At 69.3% G+C, this 18,622-nt stretch carries 16 protein-coding genes; 9 read left to right on the top strand and 7 right to left on the bottom strand.

Features of this window, described 5'->3' with window-relative positions; all coding sequences use genetic code 11:
- The first annotated feature begins 38 nt into the window (after positions 1 to 38).
- Positions 39 to 377, top strand: a complete 339-nt coding sequence (locus ACWIHT_RS44710) for a DUF3817 domain-containing protein (RefSeq protein WP_456174405.1) — start codon at positions 39 to 41, stop codon at positions 375 to 377.
- A gap of 16 nt (positions 378 to 393) precedes the next feature.
- Here ACWIHT_RS44710 and ACWIHT_RS44715 read toward each other — a convergent pair whose 3' ends face one another.
- Positions 394 to 1,005 carry a hypothetical protein gene (locus ACWIHT_RS44715; RefSeq protein WP_456174406.1) on the bottom strand — a complete coding sequence of 204 codons (612 nt, stop codon included), beginning with the start codon at positions 1,003 to 1,005 and terminating at the stop codon, positions 394 to 396.
- Positions 1,006 to 1,191: 186 nt separating this feature from the next.
- On the opposite strand from ACWIHT_RS44715, the gene ACWIHT_RS44720 reads away from it, so the two are divergent.
- Entirely contained in the window at positions 1,192 to 2,892 is a 1,701-nt protein-coding gene (locus tag ACWIHT_RS44720) for an acyl-CoA mutase large subunit family protein (RefSeq protein ID WP_456174407.1), read from the top strand.
- A gap of 746 nt (positions 2,893 to 3,638) precedes the next feature.
- Here ACWIHT_RS44720 and ACWIHT_RS44725 read toward each other — a convergent pair.
- The gene (locus tag ACWIHT_RS44725) at positions 3,639 to 4,280 is read right to left on the bottom strand and encodes a TetR/AcrR family transcriptional regulator (RefSeq protein ID WP_456174408.1); all 642 of its coding nucleotides are present in this window, start codon (positions 4,278 to 4,280) and stop codon (positions 3,639 to 3,641) included.
- Between the two features lie 216 nt (positions 4,281 to 4,496).
- Here ACWIHT_RS44725 and ACWIHT_RS44730 point away from each other — a divergent pair, with 216 nt between their 5' ends.
- The 5 genes from ACWIHT_RS44730 (at position 4,497) to ACWIHT_RS44750 (ending at position 9,386) form a co-directional block, all read left to right on the top strand.
- Positions 4,497 to 5,474, top strand: coding sequence for a tetratricopeptide repeat protein (locus tag ACWIHT_RS44730; RefSeq protein WP_456174409.1), 978 nt, complete (start codon positions 4,497 to 4,499; stop codon positions 5,472 to 5,474).
- A 647-nt stretch (positions 5,475 to 6,121) separates the two neighbouring features.
- The gene (locus tag ACWIHT_RS44735) at positions 6,122 to 6,757 is read left to right on the top strand and encodes a DUF6230 family protein (RefSeq protein ID WP_456174410.1); all 636 of its coding nucleotides are present in this window, start codon (positions 6,122 to 6,124) and stop codon (positions 6,755 to 6,757) included.
- 117 nt (positions 6,758 to 6,874) lie between these two features.
- Complete coding sequence (locus ACWIHT_RS44740; RefSeq protein ID WP_456174411.1) at positions 6,875 to 7,489, top strand: DUF6114 domain-containing protein; 615 nt, start codon at positions 6,875 to 6,877, stop codon at positions 7,487 to 7,489.
- On the top strand, positions 7,479 to 8,804 hold the full coding sequence (locus tag ACWIHT_RS44745; RefSeq protein ID WP_456174412.1) for a hypothetical protein: 1,326 nt from the start codon (positions 7,479 to 7,481) through the stop codon (positions 8,802 to 8,804). The genes ACWIHT_RS44740 and ACWIHT_RS44745 overlap by 11 nt, the downstream gene beginning before the upstream one ends.
- 99 nt (positions 8,805 to 8,903) lie before the next feature.
- Positions 8,904 to 9,386 carry a hypothetical protein gene (locus ACWIHT_RS44750; protein WP_456174413.1) on the top strand — a complete coding sequence of 161 codons (483 nt, stop codon included), beginning with the start codon at positions 8,904 to 8,906 and terminating at the stop codon, positions 9,384 to 9,386.
- A gap of 78 nt (positions 9,387 to 9,464) precedes the next feature.
- Here ACWIHT_RS44750 and pyk read toward each other — a convergent pair whose 3' ends face one another.
- The 3 genes from pyk to pta all read right to left on the bottom strand — a co-directional run bounded on the left by pyk (position 9,465) and on the right by pta (position 14,297).
- Positions 9,465 to 10,895 carry a pyruvate kinase gene (gene pyk, locus ACWIHT_RS44755; RefSeq protein ID WP_456174414.1) on the bottom strand — a complete coding sequence of 477 codons (1,431 nt, stop codon included), beginning with the start codon at positions 10,893 to 10,895 and terminating at the stop codon, positions 9,465 to 9,467.
- 73 nt (positions 10,896 to 10,968) lie between these two features.
- On the bottom strand, positions 10,969 to 12,189 hold the full coding sequence (locus ACWIHT_RS44760; protein ID WP_456174415.1) for an acetate kinase: 1,221 nt from the start codon (positions 12,187 to 12,189) through the stop codon (positions 10,969 to 10,971).
- Positions 12,186 to 14,297, bottom strand: a complete 2,112-nt coding sequence (pta, locus tag ACWIHT_RS44765) for a phosphate acetyltransferase (protein ID WP_456174416.1) — start codon at positions 14,295 to 14,297, stop codon at positions 12,186 to 12,188. Before pta ends, ACWIHT_RS44760 begins: the two co-directional genes overlap by 4 nt.
- A 223-nt stretch (positions 14,298 to 14,520) precedes the next feature.
- Here pta and ACWIHT_RS44770 point away from each other — a divergent pair, with 223 nt between their 5' ends.
- Positions 14,521 to 15,546 carry an ATP-dependent 6-phosphofructokinase gene (locus ACWIHT_RS44770; protein ID WP_456174417.1) on the top strand — a complete coding sequence of 342 codons (1,026 nt, stop codon included), beginning with the start codon at positions 14,521 to 14,523 and terminating at the stop codon, positions 15,544 to 15,546.
- Positions 15,547 to 15,562: 16 nt separating this feature from the next.
- On the opposite strand, the gene ACWIHT_RS44775 is transcribed toward ACWIHT_RS44770, so the two are convergent.
- Together ACWIHT_RS44775 and ACWIHT_RS44780 are read right to left on the bottom strand one after the other, a co-directional pair.
- On the bottom strand, positions 15,563 to 16,192 hold the full coding sequence (locus ACWIHT_RS44775; protein WP_456174437.1) for an XRE family transcriptional regulator: 630 nt from the start codon (positions 16,190 to 16,192) through the stop codon (positions 15,563 to 15,565).
- 495 nt (positions 16,193 to 16,687) lie between these two features.
- Positions 16,688 to 17,236: a flavoprotein gene (locus tag ACWIHT_RS44780; protein ID WP_456174418.1), complete on the bottom strand. Its 549-nt coding sequence runs from the start codon at positions 17,234 to 17,236 to the stop codon at positions 16,688 to 16,690.
- A gap of 117 nt (positions 17,237 to 17,353) precedes the next feature.
- Here ACWIHT_RS44780 and ACWIHT_RS44785 point away from each other — a divergent pair, with 117 nt between their 5' ends.
- Positions 17,354 to 18,538 carry a helix-turn-helix domain-containing protein gene (locus ACWIHT_RS44785; protein WP_456174419.1) on the top strand — a complete coding sequence of 395 codons (1,185 nt, stop codon included), beginning with the start codon at positions 17,354 to 17,356 and terminating at the stop codon, positions 18,536 to 18,538.
- Positions 18,539 to 18,622 lie beyond the last annotated feature (84 nt).

Below are 18,622 nucleotides of genomic sequence, written 5' to 3' on the forward strand. Positions count from 1 at the left end.
GGAAAGATCGCCCGGAACCGGTCGTTACGCTCGTCCTCATGAAAAAGAGCGTGCTGACCCGCTACCGCGTCATGGCGTATGTCACGGGTGTCCTGCTGGTCCTGCTGTGCCTCAGCATGATCGCCAAGTACCTCCTCAAGATCGACGGCGCCGGCAGCTTCACCGAGGTCGTCGCCATCGCGCACGGCTGGCTGTACGTCGTGTACCTGCTCTTCGCCTTCGACCTGGGCTCCAAGGCCAAGTGGCCGGTCGGCAAGCAGCTCTGGGTGCTGCTCGCCGGGACGATCCCGACCGCCGCGTTCTTCGTGGAGCGGAAGATCAGCCACGAGCTGGAGTCGAAGCTCGTCGAGCCGACTCCGGTCGCCGCGAAGGCGTAGGGCCCCTGGCCCGCTGTCAGGACTCCTCGACCAGGAACCTGACGTCGTCCACCACGAACTCGCCGTAGCGGAGGGCCGATCCGATGGCCTCCAGCCGCCCGTACTGGTCCGGGGACAGCGAGGCGGACGGCGTGGCGCGGAGCGTCGCTCTCAGCAGCACCCGGAACGCCAGGTCCGGAGTGCAGCGGCGGGCGCAGTCGACCAGCGCCGCCCGTACCTCGGCCGTCAGGAACCGGGCCTCCTCGATCTCGGCGACGACAGCGTCGAGACAGGCCGTGCCGTCCTCCGTGTCCGCTCCCGCGAGTGGGCGTATGCCGGCTTCCGTGGACAGCCGCGCGTCGCAGAGGCGGACGATCGTCCGCGTCCACTTCGCCCCGCTGCCGAGCCGTGTCTCGAAACTCGGCAGGCACTCCGCCCCGGCGTTCCAGAGCACCTCCAGCGTCTCCGAGGGCAGGTTGCCGAGGGTCCGCGCGTCACGGCGCACCGCCAGGGCCGACTCGTCGCTCCACGCGGCGAGATGGTTCGCGACGACCTCGGCGGCTGTGTCCCCGTCATGGGTCCAGTCCTGATGGAAGAACCTCATCACCCACGACACACCGAAGTCGAACTCCGTAAAACGTGGCACCACGCCTGCCTTCCCTTGCGTCCTTCACGCCCTCGTCCGGCCGGTGGGCCGTACCGAGGGCGCGCCTCGCCGAAGCAACCCTGCCAGTCCGGGTCCCGCGCCGGTGCCCGGGGTCACGGGCGAAGGTGTGCGGGCCGTAGCGATGGCGATCCTCGACATTTACTAGGACGTCCTAGTAAATTTGAGAGCATGGACGCTGACGCCATCGCAGAGGGCCGCCGACGCTGGCAGGCCCGGTTCGACGCCGCACGCACGCGCGAGGCCGACTTCACCACGCTCTCCGGGGATCCCGTAGAGCCGGTGTACGGGCCACGCCCCGGGGACACGTACGACGGCTTCGAGCGGATCGGGTGGCCCGGCGAGTACCCCTACACGCGCGGGCTGCACGCCACGGGCTATCGGGGGCGGACCTGGACGATCCGGCAGTTCGCCGGGTTCGGGAACGCCGAGCAGACCAACGAGCGGTACAAGAAGATCCTCGCCAACGGCGGCGGCGGCCTCTCCGTCGCCTTCGACATGCCGACCCTCATGGGCCGCGACTCCGACGACCCGCGCTCGCTGGGCGAGGTCGGCCACTGCGGGGTCGCCATCGACTCCGCCGCCGACATGGAGGTCCTCTTCAAGGACATCCCGCTCGGCGACGTCACCACCTCCATGACCATCAGCGGACCGGCCGTCCCCGTCTTCTGCATGTACCTGGTCGCCGCGGAGCGCCAGGGCATCGACCCCGCCGTCCTCAACGGCACGCTCCAGACGGACATCTTCAAGGAGTACATCGCGCAGAAGGAGTGGCTCTTCCAGCCCGAGCCGCACCTGCGCCTCATCGGCGACCTCATGGAGTACTGCGCGACCGGCATCCCCGCCTACAAACCGCTCTCCGTCTCCGGCTACCACATCCGCGAGGCGGGCTCCACGGCCGCGCAGGAGCTGGCGTACACGCTGGCCGACGGCTTCGGGTACGTCGAACTCGGCCTGTCCCGGGGCCTCGACGTGGACGTGTTCGCCCCCGGCCTGTCCTTCTTCTTCGACGCGCACGTCGACTTCTTCGAGGAGATCGCCAAGTTCCGTGCGGCGCGCAGGATTTGGGCCCGCTGGATGCGGGACGTCTACGGCGCGCGGTCCGAGAAGGCGCAGTGGCTGCGCTTCCACACCCAGACCGCCGGCGTCTCGCTGACCGCGCAGCAGCCGTACAACAACGTCGTCCGTACGGCGGTTGAGGCGCTCGCGGCCGTGCTCGGCGGGACCAACTCGCTGCACACCAACGCCCTGGACGAGACCCTCGCGCTGCCCAGCGAGCAGGCCGCGGAGATCGCGCTGCGCACGCAGCAGGTGTTGATGGAGGAGACCGGGGTCGCCAACGTGGCGGATCCGCTGGGCGGTTCGTGGTACGTCGAGCAGCTCACCGACCGGATCGAGGCGGACGCCGAGAAGATCTTCGAGCAGATCAGGGAGCGGGGGCTGCGGGCGCACCCGGACGGTCGGCACCCGATCGGGCCGATCACCTCCGGGATCCTGCGCGGGATCGAGGACGGCTGGTTCACCGGCGAGATCGCCGAGGCCGCGTTCCAGTACCAGCGGTCCGTGGAGAAGGGCGACAAGCGGGTCGTGGGCGTCAACGTGCACCACGGGTCGGTCACCGGGGACCTGGAGATCCTGCGGGTCAGCCACGAGGTGGAGCGGGAGCAGATCCGGGAGTTGGGGTCGCGGAAGGGAGCGCGGGACGAGGCGGCCGTAGCGGCGGCCCTGGACGCGATGCTCGCCGCCGCGCGGGACGGGTCGAACATGATCGGCCCGATGCTGGCCGCGGCGCGCGCCGAGGCGACGCTGGGTGAGATCTGCGGGGTACTGCGGGAGGAGTGGGGCGTCTACACGGAACCGGCCGGCTTCTAGGGCACCAGGGCGCCTCCCCGGCGGCCCCTGCCGCAGACGCACGCGGGACGCGTCGCGTCGACCGCACTCCCCAACTGCCTTGAGGGCGTGGGGGACCAGGGGAGGCGTTGCCGTCCCCCGTTGACGCCTCCGCGCTTAGACGACCTCGCGCGGGGACCCGTCGCGTCGCGCGCGGCGGCAGCCGTTGCTCAAGTGCCGTTGCTCTCCTGCGGCTTGGTCTGCCGGAGCGGGGCGGTGTTGCCGTCGCCCGTTGATGCCTCCGCGCTCGGTCGACTTCGCGCGGGGGCCCGGTCGCGTCGCGCGCGGCGGCAGCCATTGCTCAAGTGCCGTTGCTCTCCTGCGGCTTGGTCCGCCGGACCGCGGCGGCGTTGCCGTCATCCGTCGATGCCTCCGCACTCGAACGACCTCGCGCGGGGACCCCATCGCGTCACCCGCGGCGAGAGCCGCTGTTCAGGCACCCCAGCTCTCCCGCAGCCTGCCCCGCCGGACCGGCGCCGGGCCGTGTCCGCGAAGTCCTGCCTGCCCCGCGACGTCCGCCACTCCTCCAGCCTCGGCCTGAGGTTCCCCCCACCCTTTCGGCCGGGGAGACCCGCAGAACAGGCACCGGCCCCCGCGGAGCCCGCCCTCCGGGCGGACGACGGGACTTCGCGGCCACGACCACAACGCCGGAGCCGCGCTGGACCGCCGGAGCGGCACCGCACCGCCGGAGCCGCGCCTGACCTCACTCAGCGGCCCCCACGCCCCGCCTAACCCGGAGGCGTCTGTGCCCCGCTCAGTGAGGTCAGGCCCAGCAGTAGGACCTGGGTGAAGCTGTGGACCCAGTTCTCGTCGGCCGGTTCCGCGCTGACGAGGGTGCGGTGGACGACCGCGCCGGCGACCACGTCGAAGATCAGGTCGGCGGTGCGGGCGGCCTCCAACGGGTCTGATTCCGGGGGCAGTTCGCCGCGTGCCTGGGCGCGGGCCCGGCCCTCGACGACCAGGCACTTCTGCCGGTCGACGATCGATTCGCGGATGCGTTCGCGCAGGGCGTCGTCGCGGACGGACTCGGCGACCACCGCCATCAGTCCGCTCTTGGCCTCCGGGCGGGCCAGGATCGCCGCGAACTGGAGGACGACGCCCTCGATGTCGGCGGCGAGGGTGCCGCGGTCGGGGAGTTCGAGTTCGTCGAAGAGTTCGGCGACGGCGTCGACGACGAGTTCGTTCTTGCCCGCCCAGCGGCGGTAGAGGGTGGTTTTCGCAACCCCGGCGCGGGTCGCCACGTCTCCCAACGTGAGCTTGGACCAGCCGAGTTCGACGAGGGCCTCCCGGGTGGCCGCGAGGATCGCGGTGTCCGCGGTGGTGCTGCGGGGGCGGCCCGCGGCGCGTGGGACGGGAGTGCGGCTCTGCATCCCTTGACCATAACCGGCGGTTCCTGTGGTGCAGTGAGGGAGATCACGGGGTATCCCTTTCCGCGAGGCACCCGGCACGATTACGCTACGACCCGTAGCGAAACCATGGGTGTGGGGTGGGGACCCGACGCCGAACAGCATCAACCGAACCGCACTGACCGGACCGGCTTTCACAACGCTTTTCATTCACACGCGCGGACGGGGGAGGATAGACGCATGCAGCCACGGAACATGTCCATGAGCGGAGTCGTCGACCTCGCCGCGGTGAAGGCGGCCCAGGAGGCCAAGGCCAAGGCGGAGCAGGCGCGAGCCGAATCCGCCAGGCAGGGCGGTGGCGGAGCCGTCTCGCCGGCCGACCTGGTGATCGACGTAGATGAGGCGGGCTTCGAGAGCGAGGTCTTGCAGCGGTCCACCGAGGTCCCGGTCGTCATCGACTTCTGGGCCGAGTGGTGCGAGCCGTGCAAGCAGTTGAGCCCGATCCTGGAGCGGCTCGCCCTCGACTACGCCGGACGCTTCGTCCTCGCCAGGATCGACGTCGACGCCAATCAGATGCTGATGCAGCAGTTCGGGGTGCAGGGCATCCCGGCCGTCTTCGCGGTGGTCGCCGGGCAGGCGCTGCCTCTTTTCCAGGGGGCCGCCACCGAGCCGCAGATCCGCCAGACGCTCGACCAGTTGATCCAGGTCGCCGAGCAGCGCTTCGGTCTCACCGGGCTGACCGTCGACCCGGACGCCGTGCCGGGCGACCGCCCCGAGGCCGTCTCCGAGATTCCGGCGGGACCCTACGACGGGCTGCTGGAAGCCGCCGTACGGGCCCTGGACGCGGGCGACTTCGGCGGGGCCGTACAGGCCTACAGGAACGTGCTGAGCGACGACCCGGCCAACTCGGAGGCCAAGCTCGGGCTCGCGCAGGCCGAGTTGTTGCAGCGGGTGTCGACGCTCGACCCGCAGCAGGTGCGGACGGAGGCCGCCGAGAAGCCGGGTGACGTGCCGGCGCAGATCGCCGCCGCCGACCTGGATCTGGTGGGCGGTCATGTCGAGGACGCCTTCGGCCGGTTGATCGACACCGTGCGGCGCACGGTGGGTGACGACCGGGACACCGTACGGCTGCGGCTGCTGGAGCTGTTCGAGGTCGTCGGGGCCGACGACCCGAGGGTGACGGCGGCCCGGCGGGCGCTGGCGCGGGCGCTGTTCTGAGCGGGGCGCGAGGCCGGTTCTGACCAGTCGGTAAACCTCGGGAACGGTGTTGCCGGTGTGAAAGATTTGCCGACGGAGTGTCACTGCGACCGCGCTTTACCAAATCTTGGTAATCGCGGTCGCTGTTACTTGGAGTAAGCCGAGGCCGTTGTTCTGTCGGATTCCGTCCGAAGATCAACGGTTTTGTCCTGGCCCACGATGACACCCAGCGTCGTCGGCCGATACCGGCGGGTCGTTGTTCGGTTATCCGGTCGTTACTACCCAGTAACGAAGCCCCTTGTGCGGGCGGCGAGAATGCACCACGATCGGCGACGCTCGGTCCGTTTCCGTACCCCGACAGCCGGTCGGGGCGACGGGGTCTCCTGGGTCCCCACCGAGTAGAGCCGGAAACAATGGAGTCGGCTCTTGGGCAGGGGGGTCTTCGCCGCGAGGCGGAGCCTGTCCAGCAAGGTTGTGCGTGATGTGCGTCAGGCGCGACCAGTGGTTGTCGCTCGGGGGTGATCGCCGGTGATCGGTGCGCGGGTTCGCGCCTCCGGGTACAGGCGCTCCCCTTCCCGAGGACGTAGCACTTCTCCCATCCCTGCCCGGCTGAGCCGCCATCTGGGGGCAGTCAGGGCCAGGAGATGTACGTCCGAGAAGGAGGAAATATGGAGTCCCAGGTGCGTGGCGGGACGAGATGGAAGCGCTTCGCTGTGGTCATGGTGCCCAGCGTCGCCGCTACGGCGTGTATAGGTGTCGCCCTCGCGCAGGGCGCCCTGGCCGCGTCGTTCAGTGTTTCCGGCCAGTCGTTCAAGGTGACGGCCGACCAGCTCGACGGCACGGGCTTCACGCAGTACGGAGCCCTGGACTCGGGCTACAACCTGGACGGCAGCAAGACGGCTCACCCCGTCGCCGTCTCGGCGTTCAAGTCCGCTTCGATCACCAACATGTGCCAGTCGGTGGTCACCCCGAACATCCCGATCTTCGGATCGGTCAGCCTCGTGCTGAAGGCGGGCGGCGACGGTACGCCGGTCCAGGCCGAGAACCTGTACATCGACGTCCAGGATCTCGCCGCCGACGCGGTGTTCCACAACATCGACATCGGTGTTGCCGCCGGCAGTGCGACCAAGGGTCCGGGCATGAAGGGCGGCAGCGAGGCTGCCAACCCGTACGGATTCGCGCAGCAGGCCGAGTCGGCCACGCTGACCAACGTGAAGCAGACGGCGTGGGCCACCACTGCCGGAACCTTCAAGCTCAGCGGGCTGAAGATGTCGGTCTCGGCCGGCACCCACGAGTGCTACTAGGCACTTGACGGCGGGCGGGGGAGCCGGTGGCGCCCCCGCCCGTCCACCTTCCACCCGCACCTTCACACGAGGTGCAACTCTCCACCACAGCAACGCCGTACCAGGGAGCTGTTTTCCATGAGCGCCGAGACTCCTGCCGCACCCGGTCAGTTCGCCCGCCGGAGGCTGCAGTTCCGCGCCTGGCGTGGCACAAGGCCGTTCTGGGCCGGTCTGTACGTCATGCTCGGCGGACTCCCGATCGCCTACTTCCCGTACGCGCATCTCCAGATCGGGCATCTGACGCTGGCGATGGCCACCACCGCGGGCGCCGGGTCCCTGATCATCGGTGTGCTGCTCGTCGTCCTGGGCTTCAGCCTCTGGTTCCAGAAGCACGTGCGCACCTTCGCGGGTGTCGCGGCGATTCTGCTGGCGCTGGTGTCCATCCCCGTGTCCAACCTCGGCGGCTTCCTCATCGGCTTCCTCTTCGCCATGGTCGGCGGAGCGCTGGCCGTGTCGTGGGCGCCGGGCGCACCGCCGGAGCCGCAGGCGGTACAGGACGACACGCAGGGAGAAGGCGGCGCACCCGCAGCCGTACCGTACGAGGCCGCGCCCCACGAGTCGTCGGCGTACTACGAAGCCGCGCCTCAGGAGCCGACGCCGCACGAGTCCGCCGACGACGCGGACGAGCCCAAGGATCTGTCAGGAACGAGCCCGGTGAGCAACGGGGCGAACGGGAGGCACAGTGCCGGCTGACGAGGTGACCCACGGGACTGACGTGGACGCGTCCCGTGTGAGAACCGGGCCGCGGCACGCGGCGCCCAAGAAGCCGTTGCTCACCAGGTTCCACATGCCCGCCGGCAAGGCGATAGCCACGGTGGCGATGCCGACCGCCGTGATCGTGGGGCTGGGGTTCACGTCCTCGCTCGCCCTCGCCGACAACGGTTCGACGACCTCGCCGTCGTCGAAGAGCCTGACCGCCGACGAGTACAAGGACTGCGTCGCGGCCCTCGCCAAGTCGACGACCAGTGCCTCGGCCACGCCGTCCGCGTCCGCGAGCGAGTCCTCGGACTCCACCAAGGACGAGACGACACCGTCGGCCACGGCGACGGACTCCGCCACGAAGGACTCGGGCAAGACGTCTTCGTCGGATTCAGGTTCCGACGACGAGTCCACGCCCACGCCGACCGCTTCGGCCTCGGCGAGCAAGTCGACCGAGTCCGGCACCACGTCGTCCGGCTCCACCGCCACCGCGACGCCCTCGGCGACCGCGAGCAGCGAAAGCCTCCTGGACACCATCGGCGACGCGATCACCGGCATCCTCACCGGCGGTTCGTCGAGTTCGGACTCCACGGCGACCGCCACGCCGACGCCGACCGCGTCCGCCTCGGCGAGCGCCACGAAGGACACGTCCACGGACGACTCCTCCAGCGCGTCCGACACCGTCAAGGAGACGACGAAGAAGGTCACCGACACGGTCGACGACACCGTGAAGGACACGACCGACACGGCGACGAAGGCGGCCGAGGACACGGCCACCCCCACCGCCACCGCTTCGGACACGGCGAGCCCCTCCGCGAGCGCGAGCACCGACACCTCGGACTGCCCGGTCGCCACGGACGACCTGAGCGGCGTCGACAACAAGGTGCTGCTGCCCGACGACCCCTGGTACCTGAACGCGAGTTCACTGCTGCTCAAGGGCGCCGACTACCAGGGCATCGTCGAGGTGAAGACCGCCAGCGGCAAGGTCAAGAAGGTCCTGAAGTACGTCATCTCCGGTGGCACCGACATCGGCGACCTGCACCAGACGGTGGACGACAAGCAGTCCGGCAAGACGTACCACGTGCAGGCGGCCTCCGGGTCGACCTCCACGATCCGCGACGGCGACACCGTGATGTACACGGAGTCCATCTCGGGCAACCTGTTCGGACTGATCCCGATCACGTTCAGTCCGGCCAGCCCGCCGCCGCTGAACATCCCGCTGATCTACTTCACCAACGTGAAGGTGGTCCAGGCCGGCCAGTTCGGCGGCACGCTGACCGTCCCCGGTCTGCGCAGCTACCAGAACTGAGCCCGTCCACAAGCCCGTTCGGGAGCCGCGAAGGGGCAGTGCCCCGCCGAGTACCCTCTCGGCGGGGCATCGCTCCGTTCGAAGGAGGGGGGAGGACAGATGATCGCTTTCACTTTCGTGCCCCACGCCGACGACCCCTTCTGGTCCCCGGCGCATCCGCTGGAGCACCCGTACCGGCCGGAACACCCGGAGCTGACCGGCGCGGACTTCTGCGCCAGCTTCTTCCGGGCGGACGTACGGCTGGTCGTCCACGGCGTGGATCTCGGCCTGAGCACGCCGGGACTGCCCGTCGTCGACTTCGCTCTCATGCTGGAGTACGCGAGAAGAGAGCTGGAAACCGGTAGTGACATCGCCGTGGAGACGACCGTGAGCGGCCACGTGTTCTCGCTCAGCCGGGGAGGGGAGACCGTCACCCTCACGACGAACTACGCGCCGCGGGTGGCGGAGTTGACCTGGACCGAACTGCGGCAGCTCACCGACCGGGCCAAGGCCGAGGCGTACCGGCTGATCACCACCGCCCACCCGGAGCTGCGCGCCCACACATGGCTGCGCGAGACGGTCGGAGCACCGTCGACGGTCTGATCCGACAGACAAGGACCGAGGGCGCCCCCTGATCACAGGGGACGCCCTCAGTGCCGTACAACAACCTTCAGGCGTACGTCAGTTGCCCTCGCCGCCGCCGAGGTGGTGGACGCGGAGCATGTTCGTCGTGCCGGCCACACCGGGGGGCGAACCGGCGGTGATGATGACGGTCTCGCCCGGGTTGAAGCGGTTGATCTTGGCGATCTCGCCGTCGACCATGTCGACCATCTCGTCCGTGCTGTTGACGAACGGCACCACGTGCGACTCCACGCCCCAGCTGAGCGTGAGCTGGTTGCGGGTGCTCTCGTCGGTGGTGAAGGCGACGATCGGCTGGGAGGCGCGGTAGCGGGACAGTCGGCGGGCGGTGTCACCGGACTGCGTGAACGCCACCAGGGCCCGGCCGCCGAGGAAGTCGGCGATCTCGCACGCGGCCCGCGCGATCGAACCACCCTGCGTACGCGGCTTCTTGCCCGGCACGAGCGGCTGGAGGCCCTTGGAGAACAGCTCCTCCTCGGCCGCCTGGACGATCTTCGACATCGTCTGCACGGTCTCGATCGGATAGGCGCCGACCGAGGACTCGGCGGACAGCATGACCGCGTCCGCGCCGTCCAGGATCGCGTTGGCCACGTCGGAGGCCTCGGCGCGCGTGGGGCGGGAGTTGGTGATCATCGACTCCATCATCTGGGTCGCCACGATCACCGGCTTGGCGTTCCGACGGCACAGCTCCACCAGGCGCTTCTGCACCATCGGGACCTTCTCCAGCGGGTACTCCACGGCGAGGTCACCGCGGGCCACCATCACCGCGTCGAAGGCCGCGACCACGGCCTCCATGTTGGCGACCGCCTGCGGCTTCTCGACCTTGGCGATGACGGGGACCCGGCGGCCCTCCTCGTCCATCACCTTGTGGACGTCGTACACGTCGCCCGCGTCGCGCACGAAGGACAGGGCGACCATGTCGCAGCCCATCCGCAGCGCGAAGCGCAGGTCCTCGACGTCCTTCTCGGAGAGCGCGGGGACGTTCACCGCCGTGCCGGGCAGGTTGATGCCCTTGTGATCGGAGATGACGCCGCCTTCGATGACGATCGTCTTCACGCGGGGACCTTCGACGCTGAGGACCTTCAGCTCGACGTTGCCGTCGTTGATGAGGACCTGGTCACCGCGGGAGACGTCACCGGGCAGGCCCTTGTACGTCGTACCGCAGATGGTCTTGTCGCCCGGGACGTCCTCGGTGGTGATGGTGAACTCGTCACCGCGCACCAGCTCGACGGGACCCTCCGCGAAGGTCTCCAGACGGATCTTCGGGCCCTGGAGGTCGGCGAGGACGCCGATGGCACGGCCGGTCTCCTTGGCCGCGGCACGGACACGGTCGTACCGGCCCTGGTGCTCGGCGTGGGTGCCGTGGCTGAAATTGAAGCGGGCCACATTCATGCCGGCCTCGATCAGCGACACCAACTGCTCGTGGGAGTCGACCGCGGGGCCGAGAGTACAGACGATTTTCGAACGGCGCATGGGACGATCCTATCGGTTTGTTTCGCTACGGAATATTCCGTCTGGCGGAAGATACAAATGGGCGGGCAGGCGCTCAGGCGTTGGAATTTCCGACCAGTGCGACCAGTGCATAGGTCTGTGTGGCGATCTCCAATTCCTCGTCCGTCGGCACCACCGCGACCGCGACCCGCGACGAAGCCGGCGAGATCAGCCGCGGCTCGTCACTCCGTACGGCGTTCAGCGCCCCGTCCACCTCAAGCCCCAGCAGCTCCAGGCCCGCGACGGCGGCTTCCCGCACCGCGCCCGCGTTCTCCCCGACCCCCGCGGTGAAGGCGACCGCGTCCACCTTGCCGAGTACCGCGCAGTAGGCACCGATGTACTTCTTCAACCGGTGAATGTAGATGTCGAAGGCGAGTTCCGCCCGTTCGTCGCCCTCGTCGATCCGGCGCCGGATCTCGCGCATGTCGTTGTCCCCGCACAACCCGATCAGACCGCTCTTCTTGTTGAGAAGAGTGTCGATCTCATCAGTGGACATTTCGCCAACACGCATCAAATGGAAGATGACGGCCGGATCCAGGTCTCCCGACCGGGTCCCCATCACCAGCCCCTCCAGTGGCGTCAGCCCCATGGACGTGTCCACGCACCGCCCGCCGCGCACGGCGGAGGCGGACGCCCCGTTCCCGAGATGCAGCACGATGACGTTCACGTCCTCGGGCGCCTTCCCCAGCAGCTTCGCCGTCGCCCGCGACACATACGCGTGCGAGGTCCCGTGGAACCCGTACCGCCGGATCCGGTACGCGTCCGCGGTCGCCACGTCGATCGCGTACCGCGCGGCCGACTCCGGCATCGTCGTGTGGAACGCGGTGTCGAACACGGCCACCTGCGGCAGATCGGGCCGCAGCGCCGTCGCGGTCCGGATCCCGACCAGGTTCGCCGGATTGTGCAGCGGAGCGACGGGGATCAGCCGCTCGATCTCGGCGAGGACGGTGTCGTCGATGATCGTGGGCGCGGTGAAGGCCATCCCGCCGTGCACGACCCGATGCCCGATGGCCGCCAGCTCGGGAGAGTCCAACCCGAGCCCGTCCGTGGCGAGTTGCTCCGCCACGGCCTTCAGGGCGGCCTCGTGATCGGCGATCGGCGCGATCGACTCCCGTACGGCGCCGGTCGTGACGCAGGTGTGCTTGAGCCGGGAGGTCTCCTCGCCGATGCGCTCGACGAGCCCCAGCGCCAGCCGCTCGCCGTCGCGCATGTCGAGGAGCTGGTACTTGACCGACGAGGAGCCGGAGTTGAGGACGAGGACACGGGTCGCGGTCACTGCTGGGAGGCCTTCTCGGTCGGGTTCGCTGCCTGGTTCTTCGGGCTCTGGGACTGGATCGCCGTGATGGCGACGGTGTTGACGATGTCCGAGACGAGGGCGCCCCGGGACAGGTCGTTGACCGGCTTGCGCAGCCCCTGGAGCACCGGCCCGACGGCGATCGCGCCGGCCGAACGCTGCACGGCCTTGTAGGTGTTGTTGCCGGTGTTGAGGTCGGGGAAGATCAACACGCTTGCGCGGCCCGCGACTTCGGACTCCGGCATCTTGGTGGCGGCGACACTCGGCTCGACGGCCGCGTCGTACTGGATGGGCCCCTCGATCCGCAGATCGGCCCGCCGCAGCCGCACCAACTCCGTTGCCTCGCGCACCTTGTCGACGTCGACGCCCGAGCCGGACGTACCGGTCGAGTACGACAGCATCGCGATCCGCGCGGCGACCCCGAACTGCTCGGCGGTGGCGGCCGATTGGATGGCGATGTCGGCCAACTGCTCCGCGTTCGGGTCGGGGTTGACCGCGCAGTCGCCGTACACCAGCACCTTGTCGGCGAGGCACATGAAGAAGACCGACGAGACGATGTCGGCGTCCGGCTTCGTCTTGATGATCTCGAAGGCGGGACGGATGGTGGCGGCCGTGGAGTGCACGGCGCCGGAGACCATCCCGTCGGCGAGCCCGGCCTGCACCATCAGCGTCCCGAAGTAGTTCACGTCGGCGACGACGTCGTAGGCCAGCTCGACGGTCACGCCCTTGTGGGCGCGGAGTTCGGCGTACTTCTCGGCGAAGCGGTCGCGGAGTTCGGAGGTCTGGGGGTCGATCAGCTGGGCGGCGCTGAGGTCGATGCCGAGGTCGGCGGCCCGCTTGCGGATCTGGTCCTCGGGCCCGAGGAGGGTCAACTCGCAGACACCGCGCCGCAGTAGCACTTCGGCGGCGTGCAGGACACGGGGCTCGGTGCCCTCGGGGAGGACGATCCGGCGCTTGTCGGAGCGGGCCCGCTCCAGGAGCGTGTGCTCGAACATCATCGGGGTGAGGCGGTCGCTGCTCGGTGCGGAGACCCGCCTGAGCAGGTCGCCGGTGTCGACGTACCGCTCGAAGAGGCCGAGCGCGGTCTCCGCCTTGCGCGGGGTGGCCGCGTTCAACTTCCCCTCCAGGGAGAAGAGTTCGGCGGCGGTCGGGAAGGACGTGCCGGTCACCGAGACCACCGGGGTGCCCGGGGCGAGGCGGGCGGCGAGGGTGAGGATCTCGTTGCTCGGCACCTCGTTCAGGGTGAGCAGGACGCCGGCTATCGGCGGGGTGCCGGCGCTGTGCGCGGCCAGCGCCCCGATGACGAGGTCGGCGCGGTCGCCCGGGGTGACGACCAGCGCGCCCGGGGTCAGCGCCTTGAGGAAGTTGGGCAGCATCGCCCCGCCGAACACGAAGTCCAGCGCGTCCCGCGCGAGCCCCGAGTCGTCGCCGAGGAGGACCCGGCCGCCGAGGGCGTGGGTGATCTGCGCGACGGTCGGCGCGGAGAGCGCGGGCTCGTCCGGTACGACGTAACAGGGCACCGGCAGCCGGGAGGTGAGCCGCTGGGCGATCTCCTCGCGGTCCTCGCGGGCGACCCGGTTGGTGACCATGGCGAGGACGTCGCAGCCGAGGCCGTCGTAGGCGCGGTACGCGTTGCGGGTCTCCGCGAGCACCGACTCGGAGGTCTGCTTGCGTCCGCCGACGACGGGGATCACGGACGCGCCGAACTCGTTGGCGAGGCGGGCGTTGAGGGCCAGCTCGTCCGGGAACTGGGTGTCCGCGAAGTCGGTGCCGAGGACGAGGACGACGTCGTAGTCGCGGGCGACGAGATGGAACCGTTCGACGAGCGTCGACACCAGCTCGTCGGTACCCTGCTCGGCCTGGAGGGCGGACGCCTCGTGGTAGTCCATGCCGTAGACGGTCGCGGGGTCCTGGGACAGCCGGTAGCGCGCACGCAGCAGCTCGAACAGTCGATCGGGATCGTCGTGGACGAGGGGACGGAACACCCCCACCCGGTCGACCTGCCGGGTCAGGAGCTCCATGACCCCCAGCTCGACGACCTGACGGCCGTCGCCGCGGTCGATCCCGGTCACGTACACGCTGCGGGTCACGCGTGCTACCTCGCTTCGTTTCGGTGGGCGTTTCAATGGTGGTTCCGGTGGTCGTTCCGGTGGTCATAAAAATCGCCCACCGGGGTGAGCGGAAGCCTCTTGACAATACCTCCGGGGGTGGTTAAGGCGCCCCTCGGTCCGACGGGAGCGGCGTCGCCCTGGGGGACGTGAAACAATCGGATCCGGCTCACCGGTATCGACAGCGAGCAGGAGACACAGCACGATGCGCATCGGAGTTCTCACCGCAGGCGGCGACTGCCCCGGCCTGAACGCCGTGATCCGATCGGTCGTGCACCGAGCGGTCGATCACTACGACGACGAGGTGATCGGCTTCGAGGACGGCTACGCCGGCCTGCTGGAGAGTCGCTACCGCACCCTCGACCTGAACGCGGTCAGCGGCATCCTCGCCCGCGGCGGCACCATCCTCGGCTCCTCCCGGCTGGAGCGCGACCGGCTGCGCGAGGCCTGTGAACGGGCCGAGGACATGGTCGAGGCCTTCGGTATCGACGCGCTGATCCCGATCGGCGGCGAGGGCACGCTCACGGCGGCGCACATGTTGTTCGAAGCCGGGCTGCCGGTGGTGGGCGTCCCCAAGACGATCGACAACGACATCTCGGCCACGGACCGGACCTTCGGCTTCGACACGGCGGTGGGCGTCGCCACGGAGGCGATGGACCGCCTCAAGACGACTGCCGAATCCCACCAGCGGGTGATGGTGGTCGAGGTCATGGGCCGGCACGCGGGCTGGATCGCGCTGGAGTCCGGGATGGCGGCGGGCGCCCACGGCATCTGCCTGCCCGAGCGCCCCTTCGACCCCGCCGACCTGGTCAAGATGGTCGAGGAGCGCTTCGCCCGCGGCAAGCGGTTCGCCGTCGTCTGCGTCGCCGAGGGCGCGCACCCCGCCGAGGGCTCCATGGACTACGGCAAGGGCGAGATCGACGCGTTCGGCCACGAGCGCTTCCAGGGCATCGGCACGGCACTGGCGTACGAACTCGAACGCCGCCTCGGCAAGGAGGCCAAGCCGGTCATCCTCGGCCACATCCAGCGCGGCGGCGTACCGACCGCGTACGACCGGGTGTTGGCGACACGGTTCGGCTGGCACGCGGTGGAGGCCGCGCACCAGGGGCAGTTCGGGCGGATGACGGCGCTGCGCGGCACGGACGTGGTGATGGTGCCGCTGGCGGAGGCGGTCACCGAGCTGAAGACGGTCCCGAAGGACCGGATGGACGAGGCGGAGTCGGTCTTCTAGGCCTGTTCCGGCTCGCTCAGTAGGTACTCCTCTCGACCACGGCCCAGAAACGGCTGATGATCTGGTCGAGGAAGTCGCGCCCGGCCTCGCTCGCGTCGCCGGGCGAGTTGCCACCGGCCCAGCTGAGGGTGGCGACCATCCGCCCCTGGTATTCCTGGTGGAGTTCCTTGAGGGATTCCTCCAGGACGTGCCGGTCCAGGGGCACCATTTTGCCGATCGGCCGTACGGCGGCCTGCCAGCGAGTGGTCATGGCGCCGCGCAGCAACTCCGCGAGTTTCGCGTCGCGTCCGGTGACACTGATGAAATCGGGCAGCGAGAGGTCGAGCAGATCGGCGAGCGCGGCGGACTGGCGCTCGGTGCCGCGCCACTCGTCGTTCTCCTCCATCCGTAAATACACGAGGAGTTCGAGCCCGACGCCACGGGCGATGTCCTCCGGCGCGAGGCCACGGGCGAGACGGTGCTCACGCAGCGTGCGTGGCTTGCCGATGAGTTCACTCGCGGAACACCACAACACGCCCGCGAGCGCGGTGAGTTCGGGACTGGACGGCGCGGTGAGCCCACGCTCCCAGGCGATGACCAGGTCCGGCGTGACATAGGGCAGCCCGAACGACACACGCATCCCGTACGCGACGTGTTCGGGACCCATGTCGAGAGCGGTCCTGAGCCTGCGGGCGGCGGGGGCGTTGAACGGCGGAGTGGGCGGCGTGGACTGGCTGTGTTGAGCTGGGGGTCGGCGCACGGGGCACAAGCTAGGGGCGCCCGCGTGCGGTGACTACGGTCTGTTCGGCCAGGATTACGGATTGTGGGAACGTACGGATCCGGTCGGACGGACGGGCTCGGCGGCGGCCGGTGTGGGGCTACGCGGTGACGGTGAGTGGCGGCCGGGGGAGCCGGATGGTGACCGAGGTGCGGTGAATATGCCGATCTACCTTGCCATTTGCGTGGGTGGCGGGCACTGGCCGAGGGGGTGGGGGTGGTCCGGCCGGTCTCGGGTGTGTGGGCGGTGGTCGAAGGGGAGTGCGTTTGTGGTGGGGGTGATGATCGGGTGTGGGGGGAAGTGAGGGGTGGCGTGAATTCGACGGTGGGGGTGGGGGTGGGGGCGGGGTTGCCGGGCGTCGGCCGCCGACCGTCGACCGGTGGTTCAGGTGCGCACCGCGTCCCCGGCGGCGTCCAGCACCAGCGCCCAGGGGAACTCCTTTGGCTTGCCCTGCCCGGGCCGGTTCGGCACGAAGCCGCCCTCCCCGTAAAGGAGTTGCACGCCCATGGCACGCAACTCGGCGATGCTCCGCTCGAATTGCCGGTGCTGCACATAGGCCGAGTTGACGCAGGGCATCGCGACGATCGGGATGCCCTTCCCGACGCCCTCGGCGACGACACCCACCACGAAGTCGTGAGTCAGCCCCAGCGCCCATGAGTTGACGGTGTTGAAGGTCGCCGGCGCGACCGCGATCACATCCGCCTTCGGCCAGACGTCCGGCTCACCCGGCATCTTGTATTCGCTGCGCACGGGGTGGCCTGTCAGCCGTGCCAGTTCACCGAGTTGGGGTTCGAGCCAACGGGCGGCGGTGGGGGTGAGCCCGAGACACACGTCGAAGCCGCGGGACTGAGCGTCCTCGATGACCTCGGCGATGTCGAGGGCGGGGGGTGCGGCGGAGGCGAAGAGGTAGAGGACATGGGAGGGCTTGGTCATGGGGGCCATCCGATCACACACAACGGCCCCTGCTCGGGAGGGATTCGGGACGGAAGCGCGCAGCAGGGTGGCCCGACCTGGGTACTCTTCCGGTGGCCGCTCAGAACGGAGACCGGTATGCCCGCACCGGACGAGGACCACACCGGCGCCCGTATCAAGGAGCAGCGCAGACTGGCCCGACTCACCCAGCGTCGGCTCGCCGCTCTGCTGCCCTATTCCTACAGCCTGCTGAACCAGGTGGAATGCGGCGCCCGTCCGGCCACGGCCGACTTCGTCGCCGCCGTAGCCCGCGTACTCCAGATCGACGTCACCGTGCTTACTGGGCAGCCATACGTGACCGAGTTGCAGCGAGACCGGCTCGCCGAACTGGTGCGGCCCATCCGGGAGTCCCTCGACCTCTACGACCTCGGTCCGAACCCGGACCTGACCGTCCGACCGGGGGATCAGCTCATGGAGGGGGCCGATCATCTGTGCGCGGAGATCCGGGCCACGCACTTGCGCAATGCGGCCCGCGAACTCCCGGATCTGATCGCCGAACTCACCCACAGCGCGTGGTCGACGCCCTCGACCGAGCTGTGGCAGGCACTGGCCTCGGCCTATCGCACGGCCCACGACATCAGCGTGAAGCTCGGCTACTACGACCTCTCCTCGGTCGCCCTGGACCGCATGGCCTGGGCGGCCGAGCGCGCCTCCGACGCCTGTCTGGGCGCGGTTCGCCAGTACATGCGGGCGTTGGTCTACTTCCGCGAGGGGGAGTACGGGATCGGACAGCGGCTGATCACCTCGGGACACACTGTGGTCGGCCAGGCCGACAAGACCCGTGAGGCCCTGGCCGTCACCGGGCAACTCCATCTCGGCGGCTCGGTCATCGCCGCGCGCGCCGAGGACGAGACGGGCGTCGGTCGGCACATCGCCGAGGCCGACAGGATCGCGAAGCGCATCGGAGACGCCTCCGAGGTGCACTGGCTCAGCTTCGGCCCGACCAACGTCGCCCTGCACAAGATGTCTGCCGCCGTAGAGATGCGCCGCTACGACGACGCGCTCAAGCAGGCCCGGAAGATCAGGCTGCCCTCGCAGCTGGCCACATCCCGTCGCGCGCACTTCCTGATCGACCAGGCACGCACCGAGATGGAGACCGGGCACACCGAGGCGGCCCTGAAGTCGCTGGTCGAGGCACGCCGTCTGGCTCCCGAGCAAACCCGTTACCACCCGGCGGCCCGGGACACGATCACGGGTCTGGTGCACCTCTCCCGGCGAGCCCCGGACACACTCGGCCACCTGGCGGCCTGGGTCGGCCTGTAGCGCACCGCACCGCGCGCACAACGCTCACGGATCTGTGAGCGTTCCGCTCTTCTCACAGCGTCACGCTGTACTCACACCTGGTCA

The organism is Streptomyces sp. NPDC002276 (assembly GCF_053891435.1).

What these genes read in the sequence shown, in the direction of transcription:
- ACWIHT_RS44710 (WP_456174405.1), top strand. Translation starts at nt 39, where the DNA reads ATGAAAAAGAGCGTGCTGACCCGCTACCGCGTCATGGCGTATGTCACG.
- ACWIHT_RS44720 (WP_456174407.1), top strand. Translation starts at nt 1,192, where the DNA reads ATGGACGCTGACGCCATCGCAGAGGGCCGCCGACGCTGGCAGGCCCGG.
- ACWIHT_RS44725 (WP_456174408.1), bottom strand. Translation starts at nt 4,280, where the DNA reads ATGCAGAGCCGCACTCCCGTCCCACGCGCCGCGGGCCGCCCCCGCAGC.
- ACWIHT_RS44730 (WP_456174409.1), top strand. Translation starts at nt 4,497, where the DNA reads ATGCAGCCACGGAACATGTCCATGAGCGGAGTCGTCGACCTCGCCGCG.
- ACWIHT_RS44735 (WP_456174410.1), top strand. Translation starts at nt 6,122, where the DNA reads ATGGAGTCCCAGGTGCGTGGCGGGACGAGATGGAAGCGCTTCGCTGTG.
- ACWIHT_RS44740 (WP_456174411.1), top strand. Translation starts at nt 6,875, where the DNA reads ATGAGCGCCGAGACTCCTGCCGCACCCGGTCAGTTCGCCCGCCGGAGG.
- ACWIHT_RS44750 (WP_456174413.1), top strand. Translation starts at nt 8,904, where the DNA reads ATGATCGCTTTCACTTTCGTGCCCCACGCCGACGACCCCTTCTGGTCC.
- pyk (WP_456174414.1), bottom strand. Translation starts at nt 10,895, where the DNA reads ATGCGCCGTTCGAAAATCGTCTGTACTCTCGGCCCCGCGGTCGACTCC.
- ACWIHT_RS44770 (WP_456174417.1), top strand. Translation starts at nt 14,521, where the DNA reads ATGCGCATCGGAGTTCTCACCGCAGGCGGCGACTGCCCCGGCCTGAAC.
- ACWIHT_RS44775 (WP_456174437.1), bottom strand. Translation starts at nt 16,192, where the DNA reads ATGGGTCCCGAACACGTCGCGTACGGGATGCGTGTGTCGTTCGGGCTG.
- ACWIHT_RS44780 (WP_456174418.1), bottom strand. Translation starts at nt 17,236, where the DNA reads ATGACCAAGCCCTCCCATGTCCTCTACCTCTTCGCCTCCGCCGCACCC.
- ACWIHT_RS44785 (WP_456174419.1), top strand. Translation starts at nt 17,354, where the DNA reads ATGCCCGCACCGGACGAGGACCACACCGGCGCCCGTATCAAGGAGCAG.